Origin of the sequence: Arthrobacter bambusae, assembly GCF_022606295.1 — a bacterium.
Taxonomy (GTDB): domain Bacteria; phylum Actinomycetota; class Actinomycetes; order Actinomycetales; family Micrococcaceae; genus Arthrobacter; species Arthrobacter bambusae_A.
Genome location: NZ_JAHHZS010000019.1, coordinates 22,062 through 42,372, shown reverse-complemented (window position 1 = coordinate 42,372; position 20,311 = coordinate 22,062). Strand labels below are relative to the sequence as shown.

The following is a 20,311-nucleotide window of genomic DNA, read 5'->3' as shown; positions in this document are numbered from 1 at the left end:
AGGACACGCAAAGAATGGACAGAAAATGACGACTCTGAGCTTTGAACTTCCCGATGGCACCACACGGAATGTCCAGGTCAAGCACCTCCTGAACGCCGGCTACGCAGGGCGCGAACAGGAAGAAGTGCAAGCCCACATCGCCGAGCTGGCCGAACTCGGCGTTCCCGGTCCCGCAACCACGCCGGCACTGTACCCCGTGTCGCCATACCTGGCGCAGCAGGTTTCCGAAGTCCGCGTGCAGCACGGCAGGACCTCGGGCGAAGCGGAATGGGCGCTCGTGATCACGGAGGAGGACGTGCTCCTGACAGTGGCGTGCGATCATACGGACCGCGAACTCGAAGTCCATGGCGTGGCATGGAGCAAGAACGCCAGCCCGGACGTGTTGGGTCGCAAAGCCTGGCGCCTGGATGACATCCGCGACCATTTGGACAACATCACGCTCAAGGGCTGGGTAGGCGACGGCGAAACTCCGGACACCCTGATCCAGGACAGTTCGCTCGAGGCGCTCCTCAGCCCCGACTACTGGCTGGGGGTCCTGGCGGAGCGTGGGCTGAACCAGCCGGGCACGGTCCTCATCTCAGGAACGGTTGCGATGAAACAAGGGGTCGACCAGTTTGCCCGCAGCTGGAAGGTGGAAATGACGGACCCGGTGATCGGCACCTCGGTGGACGCCCAGTATGTTGTGGAGAAGATGGCGGAGCCCATCGGCTGAGTCCGGTTCCGCCGCCGCCCATCCGAATCTCCATTGTGGGCGCCGGGGGCCGGGCTTACGCTGGGAGAGGCACAAGCGGTTGGCACTACTACCGCGTTGAGAGGGCGCTGCATGGACGCCAATTCCATCACCGACACCTTCCACCGGCCCCTGCGGGACCTGCGGATTTCCGTCACGGACCGGTGCAATTTCCGTTGCGTCTACTGCATGCCCAAGGAGATCTTCGGGCGCGACTTCGTTTTCATGCCCCGGGACCAGCTGCTGACCTTTGAGGAAATCACCAGGCTGGCGTCGATCGCGGTAGGGCACGGAGTGCGGAAGATCCGGTTGACCGGTGGGGAACCCCTGCTGCGGAAGGACATCGAGGAACTGGTCCGGATGCTGGCCCGGCTGCGCACTCCCGACGGGCTGGCACCGGACCTTGCCATGACCACGAACGGCTCGGTCCTGGCGCAGAAGGCACAGGTCCTCAAGGATGCCGGGCTGAACCGGGTGACGGTCTCGCTGGACTCCCTCCGGGAGGAGACCTTCCAGGCCATGAACGACGTCGGCTATCCCGTGGCCAGGGTCCTGCACGCCGCGGAGGTTGCCCAGGCCGCGGGACTCGGGCCGGTGAAGATCAACATGGTGGTCAAGCGCGGGACGAATGACCAGGACATCCTTCCCATGGCTCGCCACTTCAAGGGGTCCGGGTTCATCCTGCGGTTCATCGAGTACATGGACGTGGGTGCGTCCAATGGCTGGAAAATGGATGAAGTGGTCCCCTCCGCCGAGATCCTGGCCCGCATCGGCGCGGAGTTCCCGCTGGAGTCCGTGGCGCCGAACTACCCTGGCGAGACCTCGGATCGCTGGCGCTACGCGGACGGCAGCGGCGAAATCGGTGTCATTTCCAGCGTGACCCAAGCCTTTTGCCGCGGCTGCACGCGGGCCCGGCTCTCGGCCGACGGGAAGCTGTTCACGTGCCTCTTCGCCACAGCCGGGACGGACCTGAGGGCACTCCTGAGAGACGGCGCGTCCGACGTCGAGCTTTCGACGGCGTTGTCCGCACTGTGGGGCGGCCGCACTGACCGCTACTCGGAACTGCGCAGTTCGCACACGCCTAAAGACCCCGCAGCGGCACACAAGATCGAGATGTCGTACATCGGCGGGTAGCCGAGCGGGCCGGAGCCCTGCCGGTGACCCTATGCTGGTGCCATGACGCAGACGTCGATCAGCTCCGCGACAGCGCTGGCCGAAATGCTGGCCGCCACCGGCTACCTCGCCGACGACGGCCTGGCCACCATCGGCTACCTCGCCCTGAGCATGGAACGGCCGCTGCTGCTGGAAGGCGAACCGGGCACCGGCAAGACCTCCCTCGCCGAAGCGCTGGCGGAAGGGTTCGGGCTGCCGCTGATCCGTTTGCAGTGCTATGAGGGAATCGACGCGTCGCAAGCGCTGTATGACTGGGACTTCACTGCCCAGATCCTGCATCTGCGCAGCGTGGAGGCCAGCGGCGGCTCGGGAATGGGCACGCGGCTGAGCGTGGCCGAACTGGAAAGTTCGCTGTACGACAAACGGTTCCTGCTGGCCCGCCCCATCCTGAAGGCGCTGCAGCAAAGCCCGGCCGTGCTGCTCATCGATGAAATCGACCGGGCCGACGACGAGTTCGAGGCGTTCCTGCTGGAGGTGCTCTCCACCTACCAGGTCTCCATCCCCGAGTTCGGCACCGTCAAGGCCGACACCCCGCCGATCGTGGTGCTCACCTCCAACCGGACCCGGGACCTGCACGATGCGCTCAAACGCCGCTGCCTGTACCACTGGATCGACCACCCAGGGCTGGCCCGCGAAGTGGAGATTGTGCGGACCCGGCTCCCCGAGGTGCCCGAGCTCCTTGCCGAGCAGGTGGTTCGCGCGGTCCAGCAGATCCGGGTCACCGACGACGTGCTCAAGCCTCCGGGCGTTGCCGAGACCCTGGACTGGGCCCGCGCGCTGCACCAGCTCGGCCGTGCGGAGTTGGACTTGGCCTCGGCGGCGGCCAGCATCGGCGCGCTGTGCAAGTACCGCGAGGACACCGAGCGGGTCTCGGCGGCCTTGGCCCGGATGCTCGGCTGAGCGCATGCCGCCGGCAGGACAGATCACCCCGGGAGGGCACAGCCCAGGCCACAGCCCAGACACGGGCACGGGCCACAGCGCCGAAGAGATCCTGTTGGCCTTTGCTGCCGCCGTGCGTGCGGCCGGCGTGAAAGTGACCGCGGACCGCTCGCTCAGCTTCGTCGACGCCGTCGGCAGGCTCGCCCTGGATCGCCGTTCGGACGTCTTCTGGGCCGGCCGCGCCACCTTGTGCGCCTCGCCGGAGGACCTGCCCGCCTACCAGCGGACGTTTGAGGCCTGGTTCGCCGTGGAACATTCCGCCGCCGAACGCCTGGAAAACTCCGCGACGGCCGTCAGCGCCACGTCTTTGGACAACGACGACGGCGGGCCGGAAGGTAGGCGCGAACAGTTGCGGGCGCTCGCCAGCCGCCGTGAGCTGCTGCGGCACCGCGATGTCGCCGTCCTGGACGACGCCGAGCGGGCCCTGCTGCGCCGGATGTTCGAGGAACTACCGGTACGCCTGCCCACCCGCCAGACCAGGCGCAAGCACCTCGACCGGCACGGCGACGTGGACCGCGTGCGGACCCTGCGCGACCAACTGCGCCGCGGCGGGGAACCCGGACCGCTGCGCCGTGCCCGGGCTCCGCGCAAACCCCGCCGGATGGTCTGGTTGATCGACGTCTCGGGTTCGATGGCACCTTACGCGGACAGCCTGCTGCGCTTGGCCCACCGGGTCGTGGAAGCCGCCCCTCGCCAAGTGGAGGTGTTTACGCTCGGTACCCGACTGACCCGCGTGACGGGCGCACTGCGGGTTCCCGACCCGGACAATGCCTTGGCCTTCGCTGGCCGCGCCGTCCCCGATTGGTCCGGGGGGACCCGGCTTGGAGAAGCGCTGCGGGCGTTCAACGACCGCTGGGGGCAGCGCGTGATGGTGCGCGGCGCCGTCGTCGTGATTGCCAGCGATGGCTGGGAGCGGGGCGACCCCGCACTGCTGGGACGGCAGGTCGAACGGCTGCACCATCTGGCGCGGCGGATCATTTGGTCCAATCCGCACCGCGGCAAAGCGGGATATCAGCCGCTGCAGCGGGGAATCAGGGCGGTCCTGCCGCACGTTGACTTCTTTATAGGGGGGCACTCAATGCAGAGTTTCGAGGAGTTGTTGGACGTGGTTGCCAATGCGTGAAGTCTTGGACGATCTGGTCGCAGCCATGGCGGCCGGCCACACAGTAGGACTCGGAACGGTGGTGCGCACCTTCCGCTCCGCACCGCGGCCGGCCGGAGCCGCCATGATGGTCGACGCCGACGGCAGTGCGGTGGGCTCGGTGTCCGGCGGGTGCGTCGAAGGAGCGCTCTACGAACTGGCCACCAAGGTGGTCGAGTCCGGCAAGCCGGTGCTGCAGCGCTACGGCATCAGTGACGACGCCGCGTTCGAGGTCGGCCTCACCTGCGGCGGGATCCTGGATATTTTTGTGGAACCGCTTTCCACTGAGCTCTTCCCGGAATTGCCGCAAGTAGCGGACGACGTCGGTGCAGGCCGCCCGGTTGCCATCGTCACCGTGATCGAACACCCCGATCCGGCGTGGCTGGGCCGCCATTTGGTGGTCCGCCCGGAGGGGTTCGTCGGCTCCCTCGGCAGCGAGCGTGCCGACCACGCGGTATCCGACGATGTCCAGGGCCTGCTGGCCGCAGGCCGCAACGCCACCCTCATGTACGGACCGGACGGGCAGCGCCGCGGCGAGGGCATGCGCGTTTTCGCCCTCAGTTTCGCCCCGCAGCCTCGGATGCTGGTGTTCGGTGCGATCGACTTCGCTGCCGCCGTCGCGAAACAAGGCACTTTCCTGGGCTATCGGGTCACGGTCTGCGACGCCCGCGCGGTTTTCGCAACGGCTGCCCGGTTCCCGCAGGCCGACGAAGTAGTGGTGGAATGGCCGCACCGCTACCTGCAGGCGCAGATCGCTGCCGGCCAAGTGGATGACCGCACGGTGATCTGCGTGCTGACCCATGATCCAAAATTCGACGTTCCGCTCCTGGAGCTGGCACTGCGCCACAACGTGGCCTACGTGGGCGCGATGGGCTCCCGACGCACGCACCACGACCGGCTGGAACGGCTGCGCGAAGCCGGCCTGAGCGAGGCCGAATTGGCCAGGCTCTCCAGCCCGATCGGCCTGGACCTGGGATCCCGCACCCCCGAAGAAACGGCCGTCTCCATCGCCGCCGAAATCATTGCGTTGCACTGGGGTGGCGGCGGCGGACGATTGAGCACCATGGAGGCCCGGATCCACCACGAACCCACGGTTGAAGCGGACCACGAGGATGCGGGGTACGAACTCAAGCCGGGCTAGGGCATTCGCGTTCTCCGAGGAGTAACCTGTGTCACATCAGGACTGGATGCCGAGCAGTCGTGCCCGTCGTCCAACGCGACAGGAGATCCCCATGGCGAGTTCCAAGACGATCACCGTCGAAGTCGATGATGTGAGCTACACAGACGATGTCGAGCCACGATTGCTGCTGGTCCAGTACCTGCGCGAACGGCTTGGCAAGACCGGCACATTGATCGGCTGCGACACTACCAACTGCGGCGCCTGCACCGTCCATCTGGACGGAGTCAGCGTCAAATCCTGCACCATGTTCGCGGTTCAGGCAGACGGCCACAGTGTCACCACCATCGAAGGCCTGGCCCGGGACGGAAAACTCGCCCCTCTCCAGCAAGCCTTCCACCAATGCCATGCGCTGCAATGCGGCTTCTGCACGCCAGGGATGATCATGCAATCGGCATCCCTCCTCACCGAAAACCCGCACCCCACCGAACAGGAAATCCGGGACGGCCTCGAAGGGAACCTCTGCCGGTGCACCGGGTACCAGAACATTGTTGCCGCGGTGCAGGCCGCGGCTGACGGCACGGTTTCGGCAGACGGCACAGTATCCGCTGACAGCGATGAAGCGGAAACGGCAGGTGTGGCATGACCATCACCGAAGTCGGCAGGGCCCGCCTCCGCAAGGAAGATGCCCACCTCATCACCGGACGCTCGAGGTACACCGACAACATGACGCTGCCCGGCATGCTTCATTTGGCCATGGTCCGCAGCCCGTTCGCCCACGCCAAGATCACCTCGATCGACACCTCCGCAGCGAAGTCTTCACCCGGCGTCGTCACCGTGCTTACCGGAGCGGATGTGGCCGCTGAACAGGGCAGCCTGCCCAACGTCTGGCCCGTCACCGCCGAGCAGAAGGCGCCCGCTTTCCCATCGATCGCCGTCGACGAGGTGGCCTTTGCCGGCGAGGTAGTGGCCTGCATCGTTGCCCGCAGCGCCGCCGCGGCGCGCGACGCCGTCGAACTCGTGGACGTCAGCTACGACGAACTGCCGGTGGTCCTGGATCTGGAGGAGGCGTTCACTGACAAGGTGCTGGCCCACTCCAACTTGGACTCCAATCTCTCGGCGACGTGGGTTTTTGACTCGGGCGAAGCCGGCACAGGCAAGCCGATCGCCGAAGCATTGGCGAACGCCGAAGTCCTCATCGAACGCACCTTTTATCAGCAGCGCCTCATCCCGGCCTTCATGGAACCGCGCTCGATCGTGGTTGACCCGACGAGTGAGCAAATCACCATGTGGTCGTCCACGCAGATACCCCACATCCTGCGGCTGATTCTGGCCTTGACTCTGGGCCTCCCGGAAAGCAAGCTCCGTGTGATCGCCCCGGATGTGGGCGGCGGTTTCGGCGGAAAGCTGACAGTGATCCCGGAAGAGTTCATCACGCTCATGGCAGCCCGGCGGGTCGGCAAGCCGTGCAAATACACCGAAACCCGCAGCGAGTCCCTGCAGTCCGGACACCACGGCCGGGCCCAGGTACAGAAGGTTAAGCTCGCGGCCACGAAGGACGGGATTGTCACCGGGCTGGACATCCAGTTGCTGGCGGATATGGGCGCCTACCTGGGCATTATCGGCTCGGGAGTCCCGATCCTGGGCGCGTTCATGTACAACGCCATCTACAAGTTCCCGGCCTACCGTCTGGAATGCAACAACCTCTTCACCAACAAGGCGTGGACGGGCGCCTACCGCGGCGCAGGCCGGCCGGAAGCCACTTTTGCGATCGAGCGCTTGATGGATGAACTCGCCGTCGAACTGGGCATGGATCCCCTGGAAGTGCGGAAGAAGAACTGGATCAACAACGAGGAATTCCCCTTCACCACAGTCACCGGACTCGAATACGACAGCGGCAATTACGAGGCGGCCACCGCGAAGGCCGTGGAGCTCTTTGGCTATGACGAGCTCCGTGCCGAGCAAGTACGGCGCCGCGAGGCCAACGATCCGGTCCAGCTCGGCATCGGCATCTCCACGTTCACCGAAATGTGCGGTCTGGCTCCGTCCCGGGTACTTGGCGCGCTCAGTTACGCCGCCGGCGGCTGGGAGCATGCCCAGGTGCGGGTGCTCCCCACAGGCAACGTCGAGGTGGTTACCGGCACCTCCCCGCACGGCCAGGGCCACGAAACCGCGTGGAGCCAGCTCGTGGCGGACAGGCTCGGCGTGCCGTTCGAAAATATCGAGGTGCTGCATGGCGATACCCAGGTCTCGCAGCGGGGCCTGGACACTTACGGCTCCCGCTCACTGACTGTCGGTGGCATGGCTGTGCTGGCCGCGGCGGACAAGGTGATCGAGAAGGCCAAGGTCCTGGCAGCGCACCTGATGGAGGCCAGCGAAGAGGACATCGAGTTCACAGACGGCAAGTTCAGCGTCAAGGGCACCGACCAGTCCACGGCGTTCGGTGAAGTCGCCTTCGCCGCCTTCTCCGCGCACAACCTGCCAGAAGGGTTTGAGCCCAATCTGGATTCGGATGCCACTTTCGACCCGCAGAGCTTCTCCTTCCCGCACGGCACCCACCTGGCCGCGATGGAGGTGGACACCGAAACCGGGCAGGTCACCATCCGAAAGTACGTCTGCGTGGACGACGTCGGAGTGGTGGTCAACCCGCTGATCGTGGAGGGTCAGGTCCACGGTGGCTTGGCACAGGGAATCGCGCAGGCCCTCTATGAGGAGGCGGTTCATGACGACGCCGGGACCCTCGTCACGGGCTCGTTTGTGGACTACTTGGTGCCTGGTGCCCCGGATCTGCCGCATTTCACGACGGCGCGCACCGAGACGCCGTCCACCACCAACCAGTTGGGGGCCAAGGGAGTCGGCGAAGCGGGAACCATCGCCTCAACGCCCGCCATTGTCAACGGTGTGCTGGACGCGGTGCGGCACCTCGGGGTGAAGGACATCAAGATGCCGTGTACGCCGTCGCGCGTGTGGGCCGCCCTCGAAGAAGCCAAGACCACCGGAGGTGTGCAATGATTCCGAGCGCATTCGATTACGCCGCGCCCACTACGGTAGCGGAGGCGTTGGGCGTGTTGGCCGACGCCGGTGACGACGTGAAGGTGCTGGCCGGTGGCCAAAGCCTGATCCCCGTGATGAAACTGCGCCTTGCCGACCCCGCGATGGTGGTCGACTTGGGCCGGATCGGCGAGTTGTCCGGTGTCCGCGACGACGGCGATGCACTGCTGATCGGAGCCATGACGACGCACCACCAGATCGCCACCGACCCGCTCATAGTCGAGCACGTGCCGTTGCTGGCCCAGGCCGCGGCCACGGTCGCGGATCCCCAGGTCCGCCACCGCGGCACGTTCGGCGGCGCCCTCGTCCATGCCGACCCGGCGGGCGACATGCCCGCGCCGGTGCTGGCCGCGGACGCGACGTTCATCCTGGCAGGCCCCAACGGGGAACGCCGGGTGGCAGCGGCGGACTTCTTCCAGGGATACTTCACCACCGCCGTCGACGACGGCGAGATCCTCACCCATATTCGGGTGCCGAAGTACACCGGTTGGGGTTCGCACTATGAGAAGTTCACCAGGGTGGCCCAGCAATGGTCCATCGTCGCCGTGGCCGCGATGGTCCGGGTGGAAGGCGGCACCATCGCCGAGGCCAGGATCGGCCTGACCAACATGGCCAGCACGCCGTTGCGGGCGACCGCCGTCGAACAGGCCCTCGCGGGCGCCCCGCTGACAGCGGAAGCGATCGCCACCGCGAGCGCGCACGCCGCCGAAGGGAGCGATCCCGCCAGCGACCTCAATGGAGACGCGGCCTACCGCCGCCACCTGGCGGAGGTCCTCACCAAACGGGCCGTCATCGCGGCCGCCGGACTCTAACGGAACACGGGCGGGAGGGAGACATGGAACTCAAACATCACTTCGTGGTTCCCAGTTCGCTGGAGGACACCTGGCATTCCTTCAACCAACTGGAAGACATCGCACCCTGTTTCCCGGGGGCGACCCTCACGTCCGTGAGCGGCGAGCAGTTCACCGGAACGGTCAAGGTCAAGCTCGGCCCGATCGCCATGATCTACACCGGCACCGGTGAATTCCTCGAGCGCAACCAGGAGACGCATACGGTGGTCATTTCGGCCACGGGCAAGGACAAGCGGGGCAACGGCACAGCGGGCGCCACGGTGACGGCAGTGCTGACGCCCGACGGCGACGGCACCGCCGTCGACGTGACTACCGACATGAACGTCACCGGCAAACCGGCCCAATTCGGCCGGGGCGTCATCCAGGACATCTCGGACAAGTTGCTGGAGCAGTTTGTCCAGTGCGTGATCGGGAAGGCGGGCGGCGGGGCTCCTAGCGATACGGGGCCCGACGCCGGAAACGCTGCGGCATCGGCGGAGCCTGGGGCGGCTGGGGACGAGGTCGCGGAGCCCGAAGCCGGGCTGGCTGCGGCCGGGCCTGCTGCACCGGTGGGCGAGCGCGCCGCCGGGGTTCCCGCAACACCGACGGCCGGGCCTCCGGCGGCGCCTGTTTCCGCGGCCGCGGCTGCCCCCGCACCTCTGTCTGCGCCGTTCGCGCCGTCGTCGGAATTGGACCTGGGCTCGGCCGTGTGGCCGGTGCTCGTGCGCCGTTTCGGCCCTGTGCTTTGCGCCGCCGCTGTCCTGGCCCTGGTCGTCTGGCTTGTCCGGCGATACGGGATGGATTGAACGCCCATCCAAGCCGTGTGGAGGGTGGTTTTCGGGCGGCGCGGCGCTCTTGCCGCGCGCCTCACGGCGTCGATATCATCAAGGTGGGTTATGCAGCTGGCCCTCGGAATTCTTCCACGGAGTGACCCCATGACCCGCCCGCCTCACCTCTCTGCCAACTCTTTTCGCGTAGCTGCTCCGAAGCTTGGAGCCGAGCTGTGAACGCGCTGCTCAGCTCATGCTTGGAAGGCGAGCTGGACCCAGTCGAGGGGCTTGCGAAGTTGTCCGTCGCGGAGCTCAACTTCTTGGCTGACGCGCTCTTCAGGTTGCTCGACGTCGGGAAGCCTGAGTTCGGGGTCAAGTCCTGGTACGACGCGGTCCTGGATGAGCTGGCTGCGCGCGGTCTGGGACCTGGGCGCAGTGAGCGATCCGCCGTCGACGTTTCCTCGGATTAGTCTTCCCGTGCTGCGGCGGCAAGAGGGGCGCTCGCGTTGTCTCCCCCAGGTGCTTGCCGGCCGGCCAGCTCGCGCACGAGTACCTTCAATTCCTGCCTGAACATCGACGTATCGATGGACACTTGGGCGAGGACCTGTTGCTCCGACTCGACCGCCCGCTCGAGCGCTTCCTTGCCGACGTCGGTCAGCGAAACGACGTGCACCCTGCGGTCCTCGGGACTTCGACGCCTGCTGATGTGGCCGTGGGTTTCGAGCCTGCTGAGGGTCTGCCCCATGGTCTGGGCCTGCACCCGGACGATCTGCGCTAGAGCGGTCTGAGTGATGGGGCCCGTGACGGCAAGAACCTCGAGGGCGATGACACCGGCGTGGGTGAGGCCGATCTCCCTGAGATTTTCGTCCCAAGCGTGCTCCACCAGCCGGGCCGCTGTCGAAAGCAACCGTCCGGTGGGCCAACGCTCAATGTCCGGCATATGACTCATTGTAGCCGCAGGGGATGTTGTGGGGGTTGGCAGGGGTACCAGGGCCTAGTTCAGGCGGAGATGCGGCGGAGAATGGGGTCCGCGATTGCGCGAGACGGTGCGCAGAGGGTTTGTCCGAGTTGCCTGAAGGCGTCGTCCCGGTTCGAGAAGTACCCGTAGTCGGCGCGAATGAACCGTGAAAGATCATACGCGTTATCCTCTGCCCGGCCGTCCCAGTCAACAGCACACCGCCCCGCAGCCTCGAACAGCGTTTCCGAACCGCTGTTTGTGAATGATCCACCTCCGCGGCATCCGATCGCTCCGAAGAGCTCGGACGCAGGCCTCCACTCTTCAATGTTGAATTCCGGCCATACGAGCAGTACTCGGTCCGGAAGCGCAGCGCCGATGTGTGGGAAACGCGGATACCAGAAGGACCGATCGATGAGAAGGGCTCGCACTCTTGTCGCAACTCCGATGCCTCGCGCGGCGCTTTCGAGAATTGCGAGGCGCTGGCTGCATGAGCCGAAGCCGCGCGCAAGGGTTCGGGAGGCCGGCGTGCCCTCTTCCAGCGCATACACAGCGCGTACTTCATCGAGGATGATCGAGTGGACGGCTTGAAGCACGGCCACTTGTTCAGCTGACTGCGCGAGGTCCTGTGACCGGGAGACGAGCCGTGCGATCCCCGGGGTTTCATGGTCGAGAATGGGCGTTGGGGCCACGGACCCCGGCTGTTCCGGGCCATCTCCGGCACCGGTTCGGGTGCGCCTGTACCACGGAGTGACGAGCGCAGAGAGGGCCATCACCCCTGCTGCGCCTTTGCTGTGCGGCCGGTGCCGCGCTTCCGGACCTCGCGTAGGACGATCTGTTCGGGGCACACGGTCGAGAGAAAGTCGCCGACCGACAGGGCAAGCCGTTCACCCACGAGCGAGTAAAGGATGCGATTGGCATCTCGCCGCTCGGTGACCAAACCCGCTTGGCGCAGCACGCCGAGGTGCCGCGAGATCGTCGGCCCGGTGGCTTGGAACCGCGCGGCGATCTCGCCGGCGGCGAGTTCGCCGTCCTTGAGGTCCTGCAGGATCTGCCGTCTCGTCGGGTGCGCGAGAGCGGCGAAGATGTCTGACGCCGTATCTGTCATGTTTGCAATATAGCACAATAGCTATATACAGTTTAGCTTCATTGCTAATAAGCAAAGGAGAACATAATGCGTGTTGCCATAACTGGCGGTACCGGATTCGTGGGACGTCACCTCGCCAAGCGGCTGGATCCCGCGGATACCGTCATCGTGTCTCGTCGGACGGGCGTGCCGATCGATGACGTGGACGCCTTGACGGCAGCATTCGCGGGTTGCGACGTCGTCGCACATTGCGCAGGGATCAATCGTGAGATCGGAGATCAGACCTTCGCACGTGTGCATGTCGACGGCACTCGCGCCGTCGTCGAGGCTGCCCGCCGAACGGGCGTACGGCGGATCGTCATGCTTAGCTTCCTTCGCGCCCGGCCGGACTGTGGTTCGGCATACCACGAGACGAAGTGGGCCGCCGAGGAACTCGTACGGCGGTCCGGGATCGACCACACGATCCTCAAAGCCGGGATGATTTACGGATCAGGTGATCACATGGTGGACCATGCGACTCGTGCCGTGCGCACGTGGCCGGTTTTCGCGACTGTGGGGTGCCGTGATCGGACGGTCCGGCCCGTGCCCGTCGAGGAAGCCGTCAATGTGTTGCTCGCAGCTCTCGAGGGACGCGTTCCCAACCCGACCGTCGCCGTCGTCGGAGCCGAGGAACTTGAGTTCGCCACAGCTGTTCGCCGGATCGCCCGCGTCGCCGGGCGACGGCCTGTCTACGTACGCGCCCCGGTCTGGGCCATCCGCGTGCTCGCGCAGCTCACGGAGTGGACGATGGTGGTGCCGCTCGTTGCGAAAGCACAAGCGCGGATGCTCGCCGAAGGAGTTAGCGAGCCCGCACCTTTCGCACCCCAACTGCCCAAAGGAATCCGCCCGACTCTCATGTTTGACGACGAGCGCATCCGGGCCGCACTGCCCGACGGGCGGTTTGGCCTCAGGGACCTCCGAATCACGAATTGTTGGGCCGGGCGGCGTCGTGACGGCTTCTAGATTTTCCGAATCTGTTTATCGGACCAACCTCACTTGAGGTTGGCCGCTCCGTAGGCTAATCGGGCCGGGTAGTCGTAGATGACAACGCAGCCGATTGCGGGCAGGTTCGCCCACTGTTGGCTGCCTATTTCATACTGCTGGTCTCCTTGGCTACTTTTTAGCCCACCCAGCTCATACCTAGCGGCCGACGTCAGGCCGAGTTCGCCATTCGCGCCGGGGCTCAGCGTCCCAGGACTGAGAAACACCCGGAGGTCTTTGCTGCTTTCGGTCGCAAAGTCCTTGAGTTCCAGAATTGCTCCGGAATCCGTCACTCGTAGCGTGGCTGTCCCCCTTGTGGTGGCAGCTTGCGACTGAAACTCGCCCTCGGCCGTCCTACGCGCGCTGTTCGGTGAGGCAGAGGGGTGGCAATGGTCGCGGCTGAGCTTGAAGTTCTCAGCCGGGGCGGCTCTCCAGCTGAATCTGTATAGGTACAGGCAGTTAAGCCAATAACGGCGAGGAGAATGAACGCGCCAGATTGCCTTTTCATGGATTCCCCCGTTTTGTTCTCCGCACACTACCGCACGATGTGCGCCCAGAAACGATGAATTCGGCCATGAACTCTTCCGTGACGGTGATCCCAGCACCAGTATGGTGATTGCATAACGCAACCACTGATCTGAGGGGACCTTCACCATGGCTGTTCGAGTTGACCTGAATATCTCGCTGGATGGTTTCGCCACGACGACGGACGCAACTCCAGAGAATCCGTTCGGTTCGGACTGGGGCCGACTCGTTGACGCATATACGTCCACCCGCACGTTCCGTGAGCGGGTCCTACATGACACGAGTGGAGAAGGAACGTCCGGCGTCGACGACAAGTACGCGGCGGCCTACTTCGAGGGAGTCGGAGCTGAAATTATGGGTGCCGGCATGTTCGGGTTCCATAACTTCCCCGATGACCCCGAGTGGAAGGGCTGGTGGGGCGACGAGCCGCCGTTCCGCGTCCCCGTGTTTGTCCTCACTCACACGCCCCGCCCTGACATCACGATGGCCGGCGGTACGACCTTCCACTTCGTAAGCAGCAGCCCCGAAGAGGTGCTTGAACGAGCGCTCAGTGCAGCGGGCGAAAAGGATGTGCGTATCGGAGGGGGTCCTACCGTGGTGCGCGACTACCTGAAGGCCGGACTTGTCGATCGGCTGCACGTCGGGATCACACCGATCCTGCTCGGTAGCGGAATACGGCTCTGGGACGATCTCCGGGGGCTGGAAAGCGACTACACCGTCACGTCAGAGACCGCCGAAAGCGGCATCATCCACGTCACCTTCCGCCGATGATCCACGCACGGAATCGTCTGAGTGCGTCTACTCGCGTTTGAGCGTGAGTAACATCGACGGCGAGACGTCCGCCGTCGTACTTCTGGGCCGGTCAGGCTATTGCTTTAGCGGCGCGAGCCGTATTTGCTTCGCGAGCGCGTAAGCGGTTGGAAGATCGCTGTCGCTTTCGACGAAGACCCGGCCAATGACGAGCGCGGAGTGGGTTGGCGAAGAAATCTGCGTCATGCCGTTCGGTACGGTTCCCTTCCATCCGGGCCCGCTAAGGAAGTAGTCGCCGGCTTCGGTTCCCGTGGTGCGTTTGCCGACGTAGGCAAAATTTGTGCTTTTCGACGGGTCGGTGAATTGCACGCTGAAGTAACGGCCGGACATGTCCGGTACGTGCAGGATTTGCGGCCCTTTGCTCAAGTCGAGCCAGCCGCCGACGTAGAGCAAGTCGTCGGCCCCGGTTGCCATAAGGCTCCCGCGCGACGTCGCCGTCGACGGTGACGAGGTGCCGGGCACGGCGTACAGCGTGTTGACAGGGATCGGGCCCTCCCCGAACCCATGTTTGAGAATCGCCCTCTTGTATCCATTGACCGTGAGCCGCGGCCAGAGGTAGATAAAAGCGGGTGCGCCCAGCGCCCATACAATGACAGCCGCTATGACGAGTGGAATGATCCCGTCCCCGTTGGCGATCCGTCGGTAGATGACCCAGGCGAAGACCGCCAGTATGACGGCGGTAAGGGGACGTCCGTATTTCAAGATGAGGCGGTTCATCTCACTGCGCCCTGTCAATGAGCGGCAATTGGTACGTGCCGTCGAGAATTGCCGCGCCAGGCAGATACACCCGGAACATCAGCTTGAAGTTCCCTGGCGGAATGGGCAGCCAGTTCTGCTCGTGCCCGCTCGGAGCGTGATGCTGGAGATAGAGATCCACTGAACCGTCAGTGTTCTGCGCGAGCGGCGAACGGTTACCAACGCTGTAGCGATTAGTGGGATTGTCCACCATATAGCCGACGGCATCGGTCGGAGTAAGCGACCAGAAGGCATTATGCGGCGGAAGTTTCCCGGCAGGAAAATGCAGGACGTATCCGTGCCTGCCGCTCAGCGCTTGTCCTGAACCATCCACAGTTGCAGTCCAGTACGCGGCCTCTTCAAACACATTGACGACGGGCAACGCTTTTGCACACGCTGCCCGCACGAGGACTCCGTTGCCGGGCTGGCCGCATTTGCGGATTGCGCTCCAACCATTGACGGTTGTTGTGACCGCCCGGCCCACGGCATTCATGATGACGATCGCCGTCAAGAAGGCCAGCACGGCACCGAGAATCAATCCTTGGACCACACCGGACTGCGAGAACCACGCGAGGGCATTTGCCATACCCGCAAACTACCACTGCGCTATGTGGCTGGGTGGTGTTCTGCATTGATCCGGCGAGCGAGGAAGCAGCGAGGCGTCTTCGAACAGGATCAAAAGGAGACCACGGCGACCCGATTCCGGGGCTGTCATCCTGGTGTTCACGCTTTGCGGCCAGTGCTTATGGGCCAAGTGGGTAGACGACACGCAGGGAATCTCCTACGGTGGAGGTCCGTTATCAAATACCGCGAGAGCACCCCATCCCCCATGCTGCCGCTGACAGGGCCAAGACGGTGAACAAGATCGAGACGTCTTCGAAGCAGAAGCCCGAGGCCCAGCAGCGCAGCTGATAACCATGCGCCTACGACCGTGGGGCATCTTCCACCGTGGCCGGACCGAACTTCATCCATCCGCGTTCGTCCGGGCGGCTGAGCCCGTGGCCGAGGAGCCCCCACCCCGGCCAAGTCCCGCGAACACAAGACCGGCGGCATCGTCTTTCGCCGGGGGTGGAACGACAAGCCCATCGCGGCCAACAACCGTTCCCCGGCGAGTGCGGCTTTCGCTTCTCCAGCGGCGGCACGTCGTACCAGGTCGGCCGCCTGCCGGGTATTCAGCGCCTTGCCCCTGCCCTTGTCGACGCCGGCCTTTTTGGCAAGGGCGGTCCCTTGACGCCCCGTCCATGAAAACGCGGTCGAGCTGCTCGACGTCGAGTTGCCGGATCGTGTTCTGGTCGAGAGAGCTGACCCTTAGCTAACCGAAAGTCTGGCCAGTCATTTTTCCGACCCATAGTGTCAGGGCAACTCTAAGAGCCCGTCGCCATGCGTCAAGAAATTTCGATTTCGACCCCAGCCTGACACGTATCCATTGGGATCGTTTCACACGGGGTGTACGTCTGTTTGGGGTGTACCCCAAACAGACAGTCAAGGCTTAGCGCCTGATTTCACGTCCCCTGTGTCAGGAATCCTTGACACGGAGTAGTTCCCGCTCGCGCCGACGGCCTTCTCTGAGCGACTTCGACGCGAGGGGTCGAAACCAGGGCAATGGACCGAAGAAGACGGTGTCAAGGGGACAGGACATCCATCTTATTGTTCCGCCTCGGGAACCGCCTACCTGCGGTGCGGCTTTAATCTCTCGGCCTCGTCCTTGGCAGTTTGGATGATGGTGCGGAACTGCGGTCGTTCGAGATTGTCCTCTCCGGGTGCACGGATGACCCTGCCTAGATATGGGTCGCGCTGCTCAAGTTTCGTATTCCCGTATTGCAGGGTGGTGTAGCCGGCTTCTTCCTCGGCTTTTGTTTTTATCGCTACGTAGATGACCAGGACTGCGACTGAAATGCCGCTCGCGACCATGGCAGCTGCAGCGGTGTACATGGGCCACAACAGAGGGGTGCCCGAAACGTTCAGGACGCCCATGATGGCGAGGAAGGCCAAAGTAATAGTCGTAGTTCTGAGACGCATACGCATCAGGGCGTAGGCTGTGGGCCCTGCAAGTAGCCGACGCTCGAGATCAGGGGTTACCAAGTCAGGGCTCCATATCCGCTCGTAAATAGGTCCGCAGGCAATGTAGCGACACTCAGGCCCAATACCATCTTGGTTGCGTATATTCCGTACCCAAAGGAAACGAAACCGACAGCTGTAGTGACTAGCCCCATGCCGCATTCCTTCGTTATCGGTCCCGATCCGACCGTACAGGCAATACTAGTTGAAGCGGTGCTGGTTATCAGGCTAGATCCGGCTAGCACCGGTGAAACTTCTTCCAGGCCAGGTATGAATGCAGTCACCACCGCTGCACCACCGGTTACTGTCGACCAGTGCCCGAATGTCGTTTCCGCTTTTTTCCACGTTCCCAAGTTGTCACTCAGGCCTTTGTTGTATGCCTCGGCCCTGAGCTTGGCGTAGTTCGGGATGCAGTTGCCGTGGTACTGGCTGCAGGCTGACTGTTGCGGGCTGGGTTGGGGAGTTGGTTGTGGCTTCGGACTGTCCGCTACTTCTTGCAGGAAGCGTTGTCCTGACGGCGAGGTACGTGGCGCTGGGGGCCTGAACCCGTTCACCAGGCGAACAACGTTCAGGTCGGCGCCGGGGGTGGCGTCGGATCCGTGCCAGGAGCCGCCGTTCGGGCCGTCGGTGAGCCTCGGCCCGAGGATCATGAGTCCTGAGGGGTCTGCGTTGTTGATCGCGTCAGCCTCGCCGTAGACGTACGGGGAGAAGTTCTTGGCCACGTCAAGTTTCAGGACCGGGTCAGGGCTCGTGAAGGCTCCGAGCACGGGGTCGAGGTCGCGGGCGCCGAGGTGGGTGATGGTACTGATGGTGTCGGCAAGCCCGCCGATGTACCCGTTGGGGGCGCCGTAGCCGTTGGGGTTGGCGGCGTTGGATCCGACACCGGTGGTGGAACCCGTGGCGGTGGCGTACGCGCCGGTTCCGGGTGCGGCCTGGGTGGGTCCGCGGGCCAGGCCGATCGGGTCGGTGTAGCGGGTTTGGGCGGTGACCGGGGTGGTTCCGCTGCTGGCCTGGACGATGGTCTGGGCGGTGTCGACCCCGTCGCTGATGATGAAGGCGAGCTTGAGCTTCCCGCCGGAGGCGGTGCGCTGGGCGACGGTTTTGCCGGCGAAGGTGTAGCTCTTGGTCGCGGTTTTGACCCCGCCGGGTGTGGAGTGGGCGGTGATGGAGCCCAGGGTGACGGTGGTGCCGGTGCCGTCGGTGATCCCGACAAGGTTCCCTCCGGCGTCGAAAAACCTCGTTCCGGTGCTTCCCGCTGTCCCTGTGACGGGGGCCGGCGGTGTGCCGGCGGTGGCGGAGGGATTCGGGTTCACGGGCAGGGTGGCCGTGCCGGTGGTGGTGGCGAGTTTCCCGTCTGGGGCGTAGGAAAGGGTTTCCCCGGCGCGGCCGGTCATCCGCCCTGCCGCGTCCCAGGTGAAGGTGTTGGTGGTGGGTGTCCCGGTGGCGGGGGTGCTGGTCATGGATTGGAGCCGGTGCGGGCCGGGTTGGCCGGTGGCCGGCGCGAGGTAGTACCCGGAGGTGTCGGCGATGAGCTGGACGGTGCCGGTGGAGTTGTTCGTGAACGAGACCGTTCCGTCCGCCCCGACGGGCACGATCGCGGAGTTTCGGGACCGTCTGGCCTTGCACGTAGTTCACGTTGGAGGTGTCCGGTTCCGGGGTGCCCCCGGCGCAAGCGTCACCGGAATGACATATCAAACCCAGCGGCAAGCCATCGACGCCGCTAAACGGTTGGATCATCGGCCATTCATCGCGCGAGTCCGGAACACGAACAAGGGGAATTCGGTCCGTCCAGTCAGCCGTGATGCGTCACTAACAAATTTCCCCGCGAAATTGGTCACTGATGAGGATGAAAGGAATTCCTAAAACCTTAACGCCCCCGCGCAGGACGACGCCGGTACCAAGCAACAAAGCCCCACAGCGCGACGATCAAACATACGGCAGCGACAATCCCCCGCCACCAAATAATAGGTTGCCAAAGTCCGAATATCAGGGCCCAAACAAGGAGAACACCACTCACGTCGAGTCGTGGGGCTCGGATCTTCACGGAGGCTCTCCTTCTTGTCATCTGTCTTCATCCAGGAGCGCAAGCGCCAAAGACCAAGAATACTTCCCAACAGCCCGACGTCGGACCCGGACCGCCGCGAGACACGTCCGCCCCGTTGCCCAGGTCAAATCCCAGTGACACCACCGCCACGGGCGCCCATACTGGGAGCATGAGCGTCAACACCCGCCGCACAGCGGAAGGCGCCGCTGCTGCCACCCCGGTCCCCACCGCCCCCGCCGCTCCGACAGAACCAACCGCACCGGCCACCCCAACCACCGGTCCCATCACCCGTGAAGAACTGCAACTCGCTTCGCGCAACCATGCCATGCCGTTGGAAATGCTCCGATGGCCCGTCACCCCGCTGGGCATGCACTACCTCCTGGTCCATTTCGACGTCCCCCGGATAGATCCCGTCTCGTGGCGGCTGAATATCGGCGGGCTCGTGGACCATCCGCACGAGTACACCCTGTCCGACCTCCAGCACCGCGAGCGCCGCACCCAAGCCGTCACCATGGAGTGCGCCGGCAACGGCCGCTCGCGGCTGGAACCGCGGCCTGTGAGCCAGCCATGGGACCAAGGTGGGGTGGGGACCGCCGAGTGGACCGGCACCCCGCTCGCTCCGTTGCTGCTCGACGCCGGCGTGTCACCGGACGCCGTCGAGCTCGTCTTTACGGGCGCGGACCGAGGGATCCAGGGCGGTAAGGAGCATCAGTACGCGCGCAGCCTGACCCTCGCGGAAGCGATGTCCGACGACGTCCTGCTCGCCTACGAGGTCAACGGCCAAGCCCTTCCGCCGCAGCACGGCTACCCTGTCCGGTTGCTCGTCCCTGGCTGGTACGGGATGACGAGCGTCAAATGGCTGCAATCCATCGAGGCAATAGACCACAGTTTCGACGGCTACCAACAGCTCGGCTCCTACCGCTACACCCAGGACGCAGACGATCCGGGCGAACCCGTTCAGCGGATCAAAGTCCGCTCCCTCATGGTTCCCCCTGGAATTCCCGACTTCCTCACGAGGCAGCGCACGCTCGACGCAGGACCGGTGCTGCTGACCGGCCGGGCCTGGTCCGGGAAGGGAACCGTGGACAGCGTCGAAATCTGCGTGGACGGGGTCTGGGAGAAAGCCCAACTTCACGCTCCGGCCGGACGTCATGCGTGGCGCGGATGGACGTTCACGTGGATCGCAACGCCCGGTTCCCACGAGTTGGCATGCCGGGCGACGGATTCCACCGGGCAGACCCAGCCCGATACCCCGGAGTGGAACTACCAAGGCATGGGAAACAACGACATCCAACGGCTGACCGTAACGGTCCGGGAGTAAACGGG

Annotated in this window: 21 protein-coding genes; 13 read left to right on the top strand and 8 right to left on the bottom strand. The window is 64.5% G+C overall.

The window, feature by feature from the left end; translation table 11 throughout:
• The first annotated feature begins 25 nt into the window (after positions 1-25).
• The 10 genes from KNN17_RS14080 to KNN17_RS14035 all read left to right on the top strand — a co-directional run bounded on the left by KNN17_RS14080 (position 26) and on the right by KNN17_RS14035 (position 10,221).
• A complete protein-coding gene (locus KNN17_RS14080) occupies positions 26-712 on the top strand; it encodes a DUF2848 domain-containing protein (protein ID WP_241709661.1) in 687 nt (228 codons plus the stop codon).
• A 111-nt stretch (positions 713-823) separates the two neighbouring features.
• Entirely contained in the window at positions 824-1,864 is a 1,041-nt protein-coding gene (moaA, locus tag KNN17_RS14075) for a GTP 3',8-cyclase MoaA (protein WP_241709660.1), read from the top strand.
• 42 nt (positions 1,865-1,906) lie between these two features.
• Entirely contained in the window at positions 1,907-2,803 is an 897-nt protein-coding gene (locus KNN17_RS14070; protein ID WP_241709659.1) for an AAA family ATPase, read from the top strand.
• A gap of 4 nt (positions 2,804-2,807) precedes the next feature.
• A complete protein-coding gene (locus KNN17_RS14065; RefSeq protein ID WP_241709658.1) occupies positions 2,808-3,965 on the top strand; it encodes a vWA domain-containing protein in 1,158 nt (385 codons plus the stop codon).
• Positions 3,958-5,124: an XdhC family protein gene (locus tag KNN17_RS14060; RefSeq protein ID WP_241709657.1), complete on the top strand. Its 1,167-nt coding sequence runs from the start codon at positions 3,958-3,960 to the stop codon at positions 5,122-5,124. Before KNN17_RS14065 ends, KNN17_RS14060 begins: the two co-directional genes overlap by 8 nt.
• A gap of 91 nt (positions 5,125-5,215) precedes the next feature.
• Positions 5,216-5,746, top strand: coding sequence for a (2Fe-2S)-binding protein (locus KNN17_RS14055; RefSeq protein WP_241709656.1), 531 nt, complete (start codon positions 5,216-5,218; stop codon positions 5,744-5,746).
• Positions 5,743-8,112, top strand: a complete 2,370-nt coding sequence (locus KNN17_RS14050; protein WP_241709655.1) for a xanthine dehydrogenase family protein molybdopterin-binding subunit — start codon at positions 5,743-5,745, stop codon at positions 8,110-8,112. Before KNN17_RS14055 ends, KNN17_RS14050 begins: the two co-directional genes overlap by 4 nt.
• The gene (locus KNN17_RS14045; RefSeq protein ID WP_241709654.1) at positions 8,109-8,963 is read left to right on the top strand and encodes an FAD binding domain-containing protein; all 855 of its coding nucleotides are present in this window, start codon (positions 8,109-8,111) and stop codon (positions 8,961-8,963) included. Before KNN17_RS14050 ends, KNN17_RS14045 begins: the two co-directional genes overlap by 4 nt.
• Positions 8,964-8,986: 23 nt before the next feature.
• A complete protein-coding gene (locus KNN17_RS14040) occupies positions 8,987-9,787 on the top strand; it encodes an SRPBCC family protein (RefSeq protein ID WP_241709653.1) in 801 nt (266 codons plus the stop codon).
• A 197-nt stretch (positions 9,788-9,984) separates the two neighbouring features.
• A complete protein-coding gene (locus tag KNN17_RS14035; protein WP_078106653.1) occupies positions 9,985-10,221 on the top strand; it encodes a hypothetical protein in 237 nt (78 codons plus the stop codon).
• Here the strand turns inward: KNN17_RS14035 and KNN17_RS14030 are convergent.
• From KNN17_RS14030 to KNN17_RS14020, 3 genes are read right to left on the bottom strand one after another with little or no spacing between them, the layout of a single operon-like run.
• On the bottom strand, positions 10,218-10,691 hold the full coding sequence (locus KNN17_RS14030; protein ID WP_241709652.1) for a MarR family winged helix-turn-helix transcriptional regulator: 474 nt from the start codon (positions 10,689-10,691) through the stop codon (positions 10,218-10,220). The two genes, KNN17_RS14035 and KNN17_RS14030, sit on opposite strands and share 4 nt — an antisense overlap.
• A gap of 59 nt (positions 10,692-10,750) precedes the next feature.
• Positions 10,751-11,479, bottom strand: a complete 729-nt coding sequence (locus KNN17_RS14025; RefSeq protein WP_241709651.1) for a hypothetical protein — start codon at positions 11,477-11,479, stop codon at positions 10,751-10,753.
• Complete coding sequence (locus KNN17_RS14020; protein ID WP_241709650.1) at positions 11,479-11,814, bottom strand: metalloregulator ArsR/SmtB family transcription factor; 336 nt, start codon at positions 11,812-11,814, stop codon at positions 11,479-11,481. Before KNN17_RS14020 ends, KNN17_RS14025 begins: the two co-directional genes overlap by 1 nt.
• Positions 11,815-11,880: 66 nt before the next feature.
• Here KNN17_RS14020 and KNN17_RS14015 point away from each other — a divergent pair, with 66 nt between their 5' ends.
• Positions 11,881-12,795 (top strand): NAD(P)H-binding protein, encoded by a 915-nt coding sequence (locus tag KNN17_RS14015; RefSeq protein ID WP_241709649.1) that lies wholly within the window; start codon positions 11,881-11,883, stop codon positions 12,793-12,795.
• 29 nt (positions 12,796-12,824) lie between these two features.
• Here KNN17_RS14015 and KNN17_RS22345 read toward each other — a convergent pair whose 3' ends face one another.
• A complete protein-coding gene (locus KNN17_RS22345; protein ID WP_242598842.1) occupies positions 12,825-13,469 on the bottom strand; it encodes a DM13 domain-containing protein in 645 nt (214 codons plus the stop codon).
• Between KNN17_RS22345 and KNN17_RS14005 the strand changes: the two genes are divergently transcribed.
• Complete coding sequence (locus KNN17_RS14005) at positions 13,468-14,109, top strand: dihydrofolate reductase family protein (protein WP_241709647.1); 642 nt, start codon at positions 13,468-13,470, stop codon at positions 14,107-14,109. The genes KNN17_RS22345 and KNN17_RS14005 overlap by 2 nt on opposite strands.
• Before the next feature lie 96 nt (positions 14,110-14,205).
• On the opposite strand, the gene KNN17_RS14000 is transcribed toward KNN17_RS14005, so the two are convergent.
• The 4 genes from KNN17_RS14000 to KNN17_RS13985 all read right to left on the bottom strand — a co-directional run bounded on the left by KNN17_RS14000 (position 14,206) and on the right by KNN17_RS13985 (position 18,533).
• Positions 14,206-14,865: a DUF1254 domain-containing protein gene (locus KNN17_RS14000; protein ID WP_241709646.1), complete on the bottom strand. Its 660-nt coding sequence runs from the start codon at positions 14,863-14,865 to the stop codon at positions 14,206-14,208.
• Position 14,866: 1 nt separating this feature from the next.
• Entirely contained in the window at positions 14,867-15,469 is a 603-nt protein-coding gene (locus KNN17_RS13995; protein ID WP_241709645.1) for a DUF1214 domain-containing protein, read from the bottom strand.
• A 1,082-nt stretch (positions 15,470-16,551) separates the two neighbouring features.
• Entirely contained in the window at positions 16,552-16,902 is a 351-nt protein-coding gene (locus KNN17_RS13990) for a hypothetical protein (protein ID WP_241709644.1), read from the bottom strand.
• A gap of 56 nt (positions 16,903-16,958) precedes the next feature.
• The gene (locus KNN17_RS13985) at positions 16,959-18,533 is read right to left on the bottom strand and encodes an RHS repeat-associated core domain-containing protein (protein ID WP_241709643.1); all 1,575 of its coding nucleotides are present in this window, start codon (positions 18,531-18,533) and stop codon (positions 16,959-16,961) included.
• Positions 18,534-19,154: 621 nt separating this feature from the next.
• On the opposite strand from KNN17_RS13985, the gene KNN17_RS13980 reads away from it, so the two are divergent.
• Positions 19,155-20,306, top strand: a complete 1,152-nt coding sequence (locus tag KNN17_RS13980) for a sulfite oxidase (RefSeq protein WP_241709642.1) — start codon at positions 19,155-19,157, stop codon at positions 20,304-20,306.
• The last annotated feature ends 5 nt before the right edge of the window (positions 20,307-20,311 follow it).